Below are 12,607 nucleotides of genomic sequence, written 5' to 3'. Positions count from 1 at the left end.
TTATACTTGCATATCTGCAACAGTAGCGTTGTATGCCCGCCACGATGGCGACGAGTGCAGCAGGACAGAAGCGGCAGCCCCCACGCTGGTGGCGCAGGTTCGTCGTGACGTCGCGCCGGCAGAACATCGTTTCCTATATCGAGATTGCCGCCGCCCTTGCCTTCCTGGTGATGGTCGTGACGACCTGGGCGACCTTTACGACGGCACCGCCCGATGGGGCCCTGCTGCCGTCACGCCAGGTGGCCGGCCTGCTTATAGGAACCTTGATCCCGGCCATGGCGCTTCTCGTGCTCGCGGGCCGTCGGATTGCCCTGCGGCGCGCAGCGGGCAGCACGGCACGGCTGCATGTCCGGCTCGTGTTTTTCTTCTCCATGATCGCGGCCGTTCCGACCCTGCTGGTCGCCGGGTTTGCTGCCTTCCTGTTCCAGTCCGGCGTGGATTTCTGGTTCTCCGACAATTCGCGCGGGCTGATGGAGAACGCGAATCAGCTTGCTGAGGGCTATTACGAGGAGAACCAGCTCGATCTCGCCAATGAGACCATTTCCATGGCGATGGATATGCGCGCGATCCTTGGCCGGGTTCAGGTAACCGACCCGAACTTCGCGCTCGTTTACCAGTACCAGGCAGAGCCGCGCGATGTCATCGAAAGCGCGATCCTGCAGGCGATGCCGGATGGAACGATGCGCACGGCCGTGGTCTATGGCCTCAGCGAAGAGAGCGACCCGCGCGCCTTTGCGCAGAATTCGCTCGCCGGGCTGTTGGGCGGCGAGCAGGTCGCCGTGCAGGGCAGCCCGGAGCGGATTGAGGCGGTGGCGCCGATCGATCGCGACGCCGGCATTTACCTCTATACTGCCCGGAACGCCGAGGCGGCGACCTTCCGCAGCTGGCAATCGGCGCGCTCCATCTCAACGGCCTATGACGAACTGACCCAGCGGGCGCGCGCGCTTCAGTTGCGCTTCAACCTGGCGCTGTTCTTCGTTTCGCTCGCGCTGGTCGGGATCGCCGTCTGGTTCGCGCTGCGTTTCGCCGATCGGCAAGTCGAACCGCTGACGGACCTCGTGGCGGCCGCGCGCAAGGTGGGGGCGGGCAACTTCAGCCTGCGCGTCGAAGGACGCACCGGGGCCGACGAGATCGGCCTGCTCAACCGCGCCTTCAACCGCATGACCGCCCAACTCGAAAAACAGACCGATGCGCTGCTGTCGGCCAACACCGAGCTGGAAGAGCGCCGCAGCTTTATCGAGGCTGTGCTGGAATCGGTGAGCGCCGGCGTGATCTCGGTCGATAGCGACCTCAACGTCCTGCTGATGAACGCCCCGGCGCAGGCCATGCTGACGGGTACGTCGGAACCGGATGCGCTCCCGGCCACGCTGGATGATCTTGTGCCGCAGATCGGAGCCATGGTTCGCGCAGGTCTCGCCCAGGGCGTGATTTCGCACAATCGCGGCGGCGAGTTGCTGACGCTGGCCGTCAAGATCGGCCGGGAAAGCGACGGCCATGTGATCACCTTCGAGGATATCACCCGCCAGCTCCTCGACCAGCGGCAGGCGGCCTGGTCCGATGTGGCGCGCCGCATCGCGCACGAGATCAAGAATCCGCTGACGCCGATCCAGCTCGCGACCGAGCGCCTCAAGCGGCGCTATCGCAAGCAGATCGAACAGGATGGCGAGCTGTTCGACGAGCTGACCAGCACGATCGTCCGGCAGGTCGGCGACCTGCGCAAGATGGTCGACGAGTTTTCGAGTTTCGCGCGTCTTCCGAAGCCGAGCTTCCGGCCCGAAGATGCAATCGACCTCATCCGCCAGTCGCTCTTCCTCCAGGAAGTCGCCCACCCGGATATCGATTACCGGTTCGAAACCGACGAGCAGGGGCCTCTGCGCATCCAGTGCGACCGGCACCAGCTCGGCCAGGCGCTTACCAACACGCTCAAGAATGCGTACGAAGCGATTGAAGCAAAAGCGCAAAAATCGGATATCGACTATCGCGGCAAGATCTTCGTGCGGGTCGAGTCCGGCGACGAAGCCATCACGGTCTCGGTGCAGGACAACGGTATCGGCCTACCGCAGGACCGCGAAACCATTCTCGAACCCTATGTCACCACGCGCGAGAAGGGCACCGGCCTCGGCCTCGCGATCGTGAACAAGATCATCGAAGAACACGGCGGCGAGATGACATTCACCTCGGTGGAAACCGGGGGCACTCGCGTAACGATGCGCTTTGCTCGCGACCCCCTGGCAGCAAAGCCCGAAGCGCCGTCGCAGACGGCACAAGAAGGATAAGTACCCATGGCCCTGGACATTCTGATCGTCGATGACGAACGGGACATTCGCGAACTGGTAGCCGGCGTGCTCAGCGATGAAGGCTACGAATGCCGCACCGCTGGCGACAGCGACAGCGCGCTGGCGCAGGTCGATGAAAAGCGACCGAGCCTCGTTCTGCTCGATGTCTGGCTGCACGGCAGTGCGATGGACGGGCTTGAGGTTCTCGATGCGATCAAGGTTCGTGAACCGGACCTGCCGGTGATCATCTTCTCGGGTCACGGCAACATCGATACTGCGGTGAGCGCGGTCAGCCGCGGGGCGGTGGATTTCATCGAGAAGCCGTTCGAGGCCGAACGCCTGCTCCATCTGGTCGAGCGAGCGACGGAAACCGAGCGCCTGCGCCGCGAGAACTCGCGCCTGCGCGAAGACCAGGTCCAGGGCGACGAGTTCACGGGCAATTCGGCCGTGATCAACGCCGTCCGCGCCACGCTCAAACGCGTCGCCAACACCGGCAGCCGCGTCCTCGTGACGGGCCCGGCCGGGGCGGGCAAGGAAGTCGCCGCGCGCCTGCTGCACAGCTGGAGCCCGCGTTCCGACAAGGCTTTCGTTATCGTCAACTCCGCCCGCATCACACCGGAACGATTCGAGGAAGAACTGTTCGGTGAAGAGGCCGACGGCAAGCTGGTCCGGCCCGGCCTGCTGGAGACAGCCGATGGCGGCACGCTCTATCTCGACGAAGTGGCCGACATGCCACTTTCAACCCAGGCGCGGATCCTGCGCGTCCTGACCGAGCAGAGTTTCGTCCGGGTCGGCGGAACGCGCCAGATCGGGGTCGATGTTCGCGTCGTCTCCTCGACTTCGCGCGATCTCACGAAGGAGATGGAGGAGAAGCGCTTCCGCGAAGACCTCTTCTACCGGCTGAACGTGGTGCCCGTGGAAGTTCCCTCGCTGGCCGAACGCCGCGACGATATCCCGGCGCTGGCCGACAGTTTCTTCGCCCGCCATGCGAGCGAGCAGGGCCTGCGCCCCCCGACCATCAGCGAAGAGGCCATGGCCGCGCTCCAGGCCTATGACTGGCCGGGCAACGTGCGGCAGCTGCGCAATGTCGTGGAGCGCACGATCATTCTGACCCCGCGCGAGAAGCTTGAGCAGATCGAGGTGGACATGCTCCCCGAAGAGGTGCTCGGCGGCAAGCACGCGGGAAGCGGCGGGGTTGGGGCCATGATGGGCGCACCCTTGCGCGAGGCGCGCGAGAATTTCGAACGCGAGTATCTCACGGTCCAGATCCGTCGCTTCTCGGGCAATATCTCGAAGACGGCGAATTTCATCGGCATGGAGCGTTCGGCCCTGCACCGGAAGCTGAAACTTTTGGGCATGGTCGAGCGAAAGTCTAGCGAAAAGAAGAACTAGGGCTCGTCGCAAAAGTTACGCAATTCGATGAGAAACTAGCAATGCATTGCGCTTCTTGGTATTTTCTTCCAGATTACCAGCGCTAGCACAAAGATGCGAATGCACTCGGGCGTGGTGGGCGCCCAGATTGCGGTCACTCGTGGCTGCCAAAAAAATGGGAAAATGACATGTCCGGCGAACGTACTCTCTCTGCGCGACCACGTCCGAAGCCGCCCGAAGGCCGGCAAGGCAGCCGTCCGCCCAACCTTCAAGACGCTTTCCTGAATCTCCTGCGCAAGAACAAGGCGCCGGTGACCATGTTTCTCGTGAAGGGCGTGAAACTTCAGGGAATTGTCACCTGGTTCGACAATTTCTCGATCCTCCTGCGCCGCGATGGACAGTCGCAGCTTGTCTACAAGCACGCGATCAGCACCATCATGCCCGCGCAGCCAATCGACACCGACCAGTTCGAAAGCCAGGGATCGGGCGCGAAGCAGCGCTTGCTGCAGGATGTCTTCCTCAGCCGCGTGCGCCAAGCCGAAGCGCAGGTGACCATGTTCCTGGTCAACGGCGTAATGCTGCAGGGCAAGATCGCCGCCTACGACCTCTTCTGCATGCTGCTTGAGCGTGACGGCTACGTCCAGCTCGCCTACAAGCACGCGGTGTCGACCATCCAGCCTGCCACTCCGGTCGACCTGACCGAAGACTGGGACGAGGACGACAACTGAGTTTCGATGACGATTTGATGGGCGAGGTCTCGCGCGGTGCGCGGGCCCTTGTCGTGTGCCCGGACATTCGCGGGGTCGCCTACGACCTCGACGCAGGCTCGCGCCTGGCGGAAGCCGAGGGCCTGGCGCTCGCAATCGGGATTGTCATTGCGGACAGCTTCGTTCTCCCGGTGCGTGATGTGCGGCCGAATCTGCTGTTCGGCGCCGGCCAGGTCGAGAATATCCGCATTGCCTGCGAACAGAACGAAGCGGAGCTGGTCGTTGTCGATGGCGCGCTCACTCCGATCCAGCAGCGCAATCTGGAAGAGAAGCTGGCGCGCAAGGTCATCGACAGGACCGGCCTGATCCTCGAGATTTTCGGAGAGCGCGCGGCGACCGCCGAAGGCCGCCTGCAGGTCGAACTCGCGCATCTCGATTACCAGCAAAGCCGCCTTGTGCGCAGCTGGACCCACCTCGAACGCCAGCGCGGCGGCTTCGGTTTCCTCGGCGGGCCGGGGGAAACCCAGATCGAGGCCGACCGACGGATGATCCGCCAGCGCATGGGCCGCCTCCGCAAGGAGCTCGAGCAGGTCCGCAAGACGCGCGGCCTGCACCGCGAACGGCGCGAACGCGCGCCTTGGCCGGTGGTTGCCCTGGTGGGCTACACCAACGCGGGCAAGTCGACGCTGTTCAACCACCTCACGGGGGCAGGGGTGATGGCGGAAGACCTGCTGTTCGCAACGCTCGATCCCACGATGCGAGCGATTGCCTTGCCTGGGGTCGAAAAGGCGATCCTCTCGGATACGGTAGGCTTCATTTCGGACCTTCCGACCCAGCTCGTCGCAGCTTTCCGGGCGACGTTGGAGGAAGTGACCTCGGCCGATGTCATCTGCCACGTGCGCGATATCTCGAACCCGTCGAGCGGGGCGCAGAAGGCGCAGGTGCTCGAGGTGCTGCGCGATCTCGGCGTGATCGACGGGGAGGGGGTGGCCGAGGTCTCGTCGATCCCCATTCTCGAGGTATGGAACAAGTGGGACCAGCTTTCGCACGAGCGGGCAGAAGAACTTACTCCGCTGGTGGAGGGCAGCGACGATATCGTGGCGACGTCTGCCATCAGCGGCGATGGCGTGGCGAGCCTGCTCGACCGGCTTGGCGACATGCTGACCCGCAACGCGACGCTACAGACGTTCGAAGTCCCGGTAAGCGACGGGCGCCGGATTGCCTGGCTGCACGCGCATGGCGAAGTGATCGAGGACGTTCCGGCCGGTGACGACCCGGCGCTGCGTTCCATCACCGTGCGGCTGAACCCGAAAGAGCTCGGCCAGTTCGAAGCGATGGCCTAGTAAGTGGCGCGTTTGGCGCGCTGCCAATAGCTTTCCTGCCGATTGAGATCGAGTTCGGAGAACACCTCTCCGTCGGCCGAAGCGAGCTCTTCCATCTTGCGGAAACGGGTTTCGAATTTCGCGTTGGATGCACGGAGAGCCTGCTCTGCGTCGACACCGTAGCGCCGCACGATGTTGACGGCGACGAACAGCACATCGCCTGCCTCCATCAGGCGTTCTTCCTCGGTTTGTGCGGCTTCCAGTTCCCCGAGTTCCTCGCGCAGTTTCTCCAGGGGGCCCTTGGTGTCGTGCCACTCGAACCCCACGCGGGCCGCACGTTTCTGCAGCTTCTCCGAGCGTAGCAAGGCCGGGAGCGCTGCCGCGACGCCGTCCATCGTGCTGGTCGCACCACCAGCGGCGCGTTCGGCGGCCTTGAGGTCTTCCCAGCGGCCATCTTCCATCACGCCGCCTTCGTCGCCGAATATGTGCGGATGGCGCGCTTCCATCTTGTCGGAGATCGTGCGCGCGACGTCTTCATAGGTGAAATCGCCGGCTTCCTCGGCCATTCGCGCGTGGAACACGACCTGGAACAGCAGATCGCCGAGTTCGCCGCGCAGATCGTTCATGTCGGAACGTTCGATGGCGTCCGCGACCTCGTAAGCTTCCTCGATCGTGTACGGAGCGATCGTGGCGAAGCTTTGCGCGGTATCCCATTCGCAACCCGTTTCGGGATCGCGCAAGCGCGCCATGATTGAGAGCAGCCGGTCGGTTTGTTGGGTCATGACAACTAAATAGCGCGAGAGGGGCGTCGTCGGAAAGGCGCCGGGTCCCTCAATCCCCGCTGGGAATAGCGAATGATAATATATATTATGTTAAATGACGGGTTATCCCGAAGGGGCCAATCAGCGCACCAGATCGATGAAAAGGATCACAATCGCGAAGATCCCGGCCCAGGCTCCCGCCATGTAGAGACCCTTCTTCCAGCCCACATTGTGCGAACGGAAACCGAAGGCGATCATGATCAGGAAGCCGGTCAGCGAGATCAGCGAGACGATCTGGTATTCGTTCATGCCCGCATCTCCAGCCCATCGTAGCCCACGGTAACGCCTTTCGGCACTTCGTTGCACAGGCTGCGATAATCCATGCTCTTGTCCATATGCGTCAAGACCGTGTGCCTGACCTTGGCCTTGCGCGACAGTTCAAGCGCCAAGTCGAGATTGGCGTGTGTGGGATGCGGTTTGCGGCGCAGGCAATCCACGACCAGGATGTCGGCCCGATCGAAGCATTTGACCATCTTCGGCGTGATCTCGCTGAAGTCGGTCGCGTAGACGATGGATTTCCCGTCTGCCTCGAAACGGAAACCCGTGCTGGTCACCGGGCCATGCGGCATCTCGACGAACTCGAAGGAGAATCCTGCAACTAGCTGAACATCCAAAACATTTTTGAGGTTCATGAGCGTCGGATAGCCATGCTGACCTTCGAAAATATAATCGAACCGGCGTCGCAGGTTCTGGCAGGTTACCGTGTTGGCGAAGCCCGGCAGGGGATTGCTGCGATCGTACCGCATCACGCGCAAGTCATCGATCCCGTGACAATGGTCGGCGTGGTCGTGGGTCCAGAACACCGCGTCGACCTTGGCGATGCCATTGGCCAGCAACTGGGCTCGCAGATCGGTCGAAGTGTCGACCAGGATCCGCTGGCCAGCGTCGTTCTCGACAATGATCGAAACGCGGCTGCGCCGGTTGCGCGGCTCGGCCGGGTCGCATTCGCCCCAGTCGTTGCCGATCCGCGGCACCCCGGTCGAGGTGCCCGATCCGAGCATCAGCAGCTTCACGCGGCGGCCTTGGAGAACAGGCGATAGAAGTTTTCGGTGGTGTAGCCCGCGAGCGTATCCAGCTCATCACCGCGCAGACCGGCGAGGAATTGTGCGGTGTCGCGCACGAAGCCCGGCTCGCAGGTCTTGCCCCGGTGCGGCACGGGTGCAAGGAATGGGCTGTCGGTTTCGACCAGCAGGCGCTCACGCGGAATTTCGCGAGCGAATTCCTGCAGTTCCTTGGCGTTCTTGAAAGTGACGATACCCGAAATCGAGACCGAAAGGCCCAGTTCCAGTACCCGTTGACCAAACTCAGCCGAGGCGGTGAAGCAGTGGATCAGCGCGGGAAATGCGCCCTTCTCCATCTCTTCGGTAAGGATCGCCAGCGTGTCGTCCTCCGCATCGCGCGTATGGATAATGACCGGCAGCTGGACTTCGCGCGCCACATCGATGTGCAGGCGGAACAGGCGCTTTTGCGCCTCGCGGTCCGAGTGATCGTAATAGTAGTCGAGCCCCGTTTCGCCGATCCCGATGACCTTGGGATCGCGGGTCGCCTCCAGCAGCTCCTCGCGCGTCAGATCCTGGTGCTGGTCGGCGTGGTGCGGGTGAATGCCGACGCTGGCGAAGACATCCGCCTTGGCTTGCGCGGTGCCAACGACCTGGCCCCATTCGGCGCGCTTGGTCGAGATGTTGAGGAAGGCCTGCACCCCTGCCCCGCGCGCACGGTCGAGCACCTCGCCCTGATCTTCGACGAGCCCTTCGTACTCAAGATGGCAATGGCTATCGACGAGCATCAGGCTACCTCTTCTTCAGGAAGCTCAAGGCGCGGGAAAACCGGCGTCGGCTTGTCGATCGTGTGTCCGGCTGCGGCGAGCGCCTTGAACCAGCCCGTATCGGACAGGTCGGCATAGGCGCGCTTGTCAGCCGGTACGCCAAGCTGATCGAGGACCGAGGCAGCCTTCTCCGGCACCACGGGCTGGATTGCGATCGCAAGGTCGCGAATGGCGATGAAGAGCGTCTGCAGCACGGCCTTCATGCGGTCCGGATCGGTTTTCTTGAGCGCCCAGGGCGCCTGTTCGTCGACATAGGCATTGCAGGCATAAACGGCCTTGAGCCAGGCTTCGATCCCGACCGAGAACGCTAGATTGTCGAATTCGCGCGGGAGTATATCGGCGCAGGCTTCGTGCACGGTGGCGAGCAGCGCCTTGTCGTCGGCGGCCGGTTCGAAGTCCTCCAGCGCGCCATCCATGTTCTTGGCGATCATGGAAAGCGTGCGCTGCGCAAGGTTTCCGAAGCTGTTTGCAAGCTCGGCATTCACTTTATTTACAAGAGCTTCTGCCGAATAGCTGCCGTCCTGCCCGAAGGTTACTTCGGCGAGCAGGAAGTAGCGCAGGGCATCGACCCCGAAGCGCTCGGCCAGTTCCATCGGATCGGTCACATTGCCGAGCGACTTCGATTCCTTGACCCCGCGGTTGAGCAGGAAGCCGTGTCCGAACACCTTCTTGGGCAGCGGCAGGTCCGCGCTCATCAGGAAGGCGGGCCAGTAGATCGTGTGAAAGCGAACGATATCCTTGCCGATGAGGTGCAGGTCGGCGGGCCAGAACTTGTCCCACATCTCCCCGCCATCGGGATAGCCGAGGCCGGTGATGTAGTTAGTCAGCGCGTCGACCCAGACATACATGACATGCCCGTCGCTGCCGGGCACCTTCACGCCCCAGTCAAAGCTCGTGCGGCTGACCGATAGGTCCTGAAGGCCGCGTTCCACGAAGGCGACCATCTCGTTGCGGCGGCTCGCCGGTTCGAGGAAGCCGGGCGTGTTGAGCAGCTCGAGCAGCGGTTCGGCGTATTTCGACAGGCGGAAGAACCAGGTTTCTTCCTCGGTCCATTCCACCGGCGTGCCCTGCGGCGAGAGCTTTTCGCCCCCCTCACCTTCGACCAGTTCTTTCTCGTCGTAATAGGCTTCGTCGCGGACCGAGTACCATCCCTCGTACCGATCGAGGTAGAGATCGCCCTTGGCTGCCATGGCTTCCCAAATGGCCTGGCTCGCGCGGTGGTGGTCTTCGTCGGTCGTACGGATGAAGCGGTCGTAGGAGATGTTCAGGACATCGAAGAGGTCGCGGAAATAGCCCGACATTTCATCGGCCAGCTCGCGCGGGGTCTTGCCCAGGTCGCGCGCTTTCTGCGCCATCTTGAGGCCGTGTTCGTCGGTGCCAGTCTGGAAGCGCACATCGCGCCCGCGTAGGCGTTGGAAGCGCGCGATGACATCGGCGGCGATCGTCTCGTAGGCATGGCCGATATGCGGCTTGCCGTTGGGATAGTGGATCGCGGTGGTCAGGTAATAGGGATCAGACATTGGCTCGCTCGCTAGCCTTAGCGGCGTTGGCGAGCAAGGTGCCTATTTCCATCGCGAGCAGTCCGGCATCGAAGTTGTAGGTGGGCTGTTCGCCTGCGAGGCGGACCAGCTCACTGTGCGCGTCGATCACCGGGCGCGGGTCGGAGACCCTGTCGAGCCGTTCGGCCACGACCGATCGGGCCAGTTCCAGAACCGCCCGGATACGCTCGCGGTCGGGCCGCGCACCGATCAGCCCGGCCAGCGTTCCGCGCAACTGGAAGTCGGGATCTCCGCGCTCGAGGATGTCCCGCATTCCTTGCGATACCTTGCCCAGCTCCATATCGACAAACTGCACTGCGGCACCCGGCGAGCCGGCGGCCGCCGCGATTGCGGCAGCGCGCGTCGCGTCGTCGGCATTGGGCGAGAGTTCGCGCAGCAGCCGGTCCATCTCCCCGTCGGTGACTGTCGGGAAGCGCAGCACGCGGCAGCGCGAACGGATGGTCGGCAGGAGGCGCGCTGGGCTGTGCGCTACAAGCAGGAAGTAAGTCCCGGCCGGGGGTTCCTCCAGGCTCTTGAGCAGCGCGTTGGCGGCGTTGCGTTCCAGATCGTCTGACGGATCGATAATGATTGCGCGCTTGTCGCCCATCGTCGGCCGCGTGCTGAGCCGGGCCTGCATCGCGCGGATTTGGGCGATGCGGATGCTGCGGGCGAGCTCGAAGGGCTTACCGTCCGCCCGTTTGCGCTCCTCCTTGTCGTCCTTGGGACCGTAAGTGAGCGTGATGATGTCCGGATGATGCTCGCTGTCATCGGAGGGAGAGGCGCCGACAAGCTCGCGGGCTGCAGCAAGGGCGAAGCTCCCCTTCCCCACGCCGCGCCGCCCGGCCAGCAGCCAGGCGTGATGCATTCGATCCCCGCCAAGCGCCGTGCGCCATTCGCGCCAGGCGTTCTCGTGGCCCAGCAGCATCAGACCCGCCCTTCCAGCAAGGGAGCGACCGCTTCGAGAACCCGGGCGTGCACCTCTTCGATGGACCCCAGCCCGTCGATTACGCGGAACCTGTCGGGCTCCTGCTTGGCAAACTCCAGGAAGGCGGCGTTGACCGATTGGTGATAGTCTTCCGCACGGCCGCCGATTGCATCGCTCGCATCGCCGTCCCGCGCCGCTAGACGTTGGGCGACATCGGTCGCGGGCGCGTCGATGACGATGGTGAGGTCGGGCAGCAATCCGGCGCTTCCGACATCGTGGAGCGCGCGAACCCGCTCGTCGCCCAGACCACCGGCAAGGCCCTGATAGGCGCGGCTCGAATCGAGGAAACGGTCGCAAATGACCCATGCCCCTGACGAAAGCGCGGGTTCGATGCGGCGCGCGACGTGATCGGCGCGGGCCGCGGCAAACAGGAGCGCCTCGGCCTCAAGCGTCCAGCCCTCGCCCGGCGGCGCCAGCAGGAGTTCGCGAATGGCCTCAGCGCCCGGAGTGCCGCCAGGTTCGCGCGTCAGTTCGACCCGCAGCCCCTCGGCTTCGAGCCGTTCGGCCAGCAGGCGCGCCTGGGTCGATTTCCCCATGCCCTCCCCGCCCTCGAAGGCGATGAACGCGCCGCGGCTCACGAGACCCAGCTCCTGAAGGCGTTGGCAACACGTTGCAGAACGCCCGCTTCGCCCACCGCTTCGGCGGCGCGCAGGGGGACCCTGTGTTCGGGCATACCTTCGATGGTGACCACCAGTTCGGCAACCTCCTCGCCTTGGGCGACAGGCGCGCGCAAGGGGCCTTCATAGCGGAGGGCGAGTGAAATCTCGGGCTGCGCATCTCCCGCGGGTATGGCGATCGACACTGGCCGGGGCGCAACGAGCGCGACCCGTGCGTCCGCGCCGCCCTGTATGCGCGCTGTGCCGATCGGCGTGTCGGCGGGGAACAGGGTCAGGCTGTCGAACGCCGAAAATCCCCATTCGATCAGGCTGCGTGAGGCGCGGTCGCGCGCGCGCTGACCCGGGCTTCCGGCGACGACCATGACGAGACGTCGCCCATCGCGGGCTGCCGAACCAAGGAAACCGAAGCCGGCCTGGTTCGTGAAGCCCGTCTTGATGCCATCGGCCCCGGGCACGACCCCGGAAATGGGATCGTAGTTGCGCTGCTCGATACCGTTGTAGGCAAAGGCCCGCGCACCCACGAAATGGCGGTACTTGCTGGGATGGCGCGTCACCAGGGCGCGGCCAAGCAGCCCGAGGTCATGCGCGGTGGTGAAGGTGCGACCTTCGTCCATCCAGCCGTTGGGCGTCCCGAAGTGCGAATTGCCCATCCCGATTTCGCGCGCCTTCGCGTTCATGGCCGCGAGCCAGTCTTCGAGCGAGCCGGCGGCCCCTTCAGCCAGAACGATTGCGCCATCGTTGGCCGAAACGGTGGTGATCCCATGCAGCAGGTCGTCGACGGTCACGCGTGCATCGGCAGGCAGGAACATGGTCGATCCCTTGCGATTCCATTCCGCGAACGTGGCGGGGCGGACGCCGAAGACCTGCTCTGGAAAGAGGCGTCCCTCTTCCATCCATTCGAAAGCGAGGAAAGTCGTCATCACCTTGGTGATGGAGGCCGGCATGAAGCGCCGGTCGGCCTCGCGCGCGAAGAGGACCTGGCCGCTGGAGGCATCGAGGAGATAGGCAATCGGCGCCTCTTCAGCGGTGGGGACGCGCGGCTTGTCCGCTCCCTGCGCTGCAAGGGGAGCGGTGATCAGGGCCGCGGCGCCAATCGCCAGGGTTTTAAGGATGGTCCGCAAGTGGGCTCCCGTGCCGTGCACGAA

The 12,607-nt window shown here is 63.8% G+C and carries 12 protein-coding genes; 4 read left to right on the top strand and 8 right to left on the bottom strand.

Annotated elements, in window-relative coordinates:
• Positions 1-44: 44 nt before the first annotated feature.
• The 4 genes from KUV82_RS08270 to hflX all read left to right on the top strand — a co-directional run bounded on the left by KUV82_RS08270 (position 45) and on the right by hflX (position 5,697).
• A complete protein-coding gene (locus KUV82_RS08270) occupies positions 45-2,276 on the top strand; it encodes a sensor histidine kinase (protein WP_219956262.1) in 2,232 nt (743 codons plus the stop codon).
• A 6-nt stretch (positions 2,277-2,282) separates the two neighbouring features.
• A complete protein-coding gene (gene ntrX / locus KUV82_RS08265) occupies positions 2,283-3,668 on the top strand; it encodes a nitrogen assimilation response regulator NtrX (RefSeq protein WP_219953828.1) in 1,386 nt (461 codons plus the stop codon).
• A 167-nt stretch (positions 3,669-3,835) separates the two neighbouring features.
• Positions 3,836-4,375, top strand: a complete 540-nt coding sequence (hfq, locus tag KUV82_RS08260) for an RNA chaperone Hfq (RefSeq protein ID WP_219953827.1) — start codon at positions 3,836-3,838, stop codon at positions 4,373-4,375.
• 17 nt (positions 4,376-4,392) lie between these two features.
• Positions 4,393-5,697, top strand: a complete 1,305-nt coding sequence (hflX, locus tag KUV82_RS08255) for a GTPase HflX (RefSeq protein ID WP_219953826.1) — start codon at positions 4,393-4,395, stop codon at positions 5,695-5,697.
• Here hflX and mazG read toward each other — a convergent pair.
• From mazG to KUV82_RS08215, 8 genes are all read right to left on the bottom strand, one after another.
• Positions 5,694-6,458: a nucleoside triphosphate pyrophosphohydrolase gene (gene mazG / locus KUV82_RS08250; protein ID WP_219953825.1), complete on the bottom strand. Its 765-nt coding sequence runs from the start codon at positions 6,456-6,458 to the stop codon at positions 5,694-5,696. The genes hflX and mazG overlap by 4 nt on opposite strands.
• A 120-nt stretch (positions 6,459-6,578) precedes the next feature.
• Complete coding sequence (locus tag KUV82_RS08245) at positions 6,579-6,746, bottom strand: hypothetical protein (protein ID WP_219953824.1); 168 nt, start codon at positions 6,744-6,746, stop codon at positions 6,579-6,581.
• Positions 6,743-7,510: an MBL fold metallo-hydrolase gene (locus KUV82_RS08240; RefSeq protein ID WP_219953823.1), complete on the bottom strand. Its 768-nt coding sequence runs from the start codon at positions 7,508-7,510 to the stop codon at positions 6,743-6,745. Before KUV82_RS08240 ends, KUV82_RS08245 begins: the two co-directional genes overlap by 4 nt.
• On the bottom strand, positions 7,507-8,283 hold the full coding sequence (locus KUV82_RS08235) for a TatD family hydrolase (protein ID WP_219953821.1): 777 nt from the start codon (positions 8,281-8,283) through the stop codon (positions 7,507-7,509). The genes KUV82_RS08240 and KUV82_RS08235 overlap by 4 nt, the downstream gene beginning before the upstream one ends.
• A complete protein-coding gene (gene metG, locus KUV82_RS08230; protein ID WP_219953820.1) occupies positions 8,283-9,842 on the bottom strand; it encodes a methionine--tRNA ligase in 1,560 nt (519 codons plus the stop codon). Before metG ends, KUV82_RS08235 begins: the two co-directional genes overlap by 1 nt.
• On the bottom strand, positions 9,835-10,785 hold the full coding sequence (locus tag KUV82_RS08225) for a DNA polymerase III subunit delta' (RefSeq protein ID WP_219953819.1): 951 nt from the start codon (positions 10,783-10,785) through the stop codon (positions 9,835-9,837). The genes metG and KUV82_RS08225 overlap by 8 nt, the downstream gene beginning before the upstream one ends.
• On the bottom strand, positions 10,785-11,423 hold the full coding sequence (gene tmk / locus KUV82_RS08220) for a dTMP kinase (protein ID WP_219953818.1): 639 nt from the start codon (positions 11,421-11,423) through the stop codon (positions 10,785-10,787). The genes KUV82_RS08225 and tmk overlap by 1 nt, the downstream gene beginning before the upstream one ends.
• The gene (locus KUV82_RS08215; RefSeq protein WP_258319687.1) at positions 11,420-12,583 is read right to left on the bottom strand and encodes a D-alanyl-D-alanine carboxypeptidase family protein; all 1,164 of its coding nucleotides are present in this window, start codon (positions 12,581-12,583) and stop codon (positions 11,420-11,422) included. The genes tmk and KUV82_RS08215 overlap by 4 nt, the downstream gene beginning before the upstream one ends.
• Between the last annotated feature and the right edge of the window lie 24 nt (positions 12,584-12,607).

Origin of the sequence: Qipengyuania flava (assembly GCF_019448255.1) — a bacterium.
In the GTDB taxonomy this organism is placed as follows: Bacteria; Pseudomonadota; Alphaproteobacteria; order Sphingomonadales; family Sphingomonadaceae; genus Qipengyuania; species Qipengyuania flava_A.
This window is presented reverse-complemented; position numbering and strand designations above follow the sequence as displayed.

What these genes read in the sequence shown, in the direction of transcription:
- hfq (WP_219953827.1), top strand. Translation starts at nt 3,836, where the DNA reads ATGTCCGGCGAACGTACTCTCTCTGCGCGACCACGTCCGAAGCCGCCC.
- KUV82_RS08235 (WP_219953821.1), bottom strand. Translation starts at nt 8,283, where the DNA reads ATGCTCGTCGATAGCCATTGCCATCTTGAGTACGAAGGGCTCGTCGAA.
- mazG (WP_219953825.1), bottom strand. Translation starts at nt 6,458, where the DNA reads ATGACCCAACAAACCGACCGGCTGCTCTCAATCATGGCGCGCTTGCGC.
- KUV82_RS08245 (WP_219953824.1), bottom strand. Translation starts at nt 6,746, where the DNA reads ATGAACGAATACCAGATCGTCTCGCTGATCTCGCTGACCGGCTTCCTG.
- ntrX (WP_219953828.1), top strand. Translation starts at nt 2,283, where the DNA reads ATGGCCCTGGACATTCTGATCGTCGATGACGAACGGGACATTCGCGAA.
- KUV82_RS08270 (WP_219956262.1), top strand. Translation starts at nt 45, where the DNA reads ATGGCGACGAGTGCAGCAGGACAGAAGCGGCAGCCCCCACGCTGGTGG.
- hflX (WP_219953826.1), top strand. Translation starts at nt 4,393, where the DNA reads ATGGGCGAGGTCTCGCGCGGTGCGCGGGCCCTTGTCGTGTGCCCGGAC.
- metG (WP_219953820.1), bottom strand. Translation starts at nt 9,842, where the DNA reads ATGTCTGATCCCTATTACCTGACCACCGCGATCCACTATCCCAACGGC.
- KUV82_RS08225 (WP_219953819.1), bottom strand. Translation starts at nt 10,785, where the DNA reads ATGCTGCTGGGCCACGAGAACGCCTGGCGCGAATGGCGCACGGCGCTT.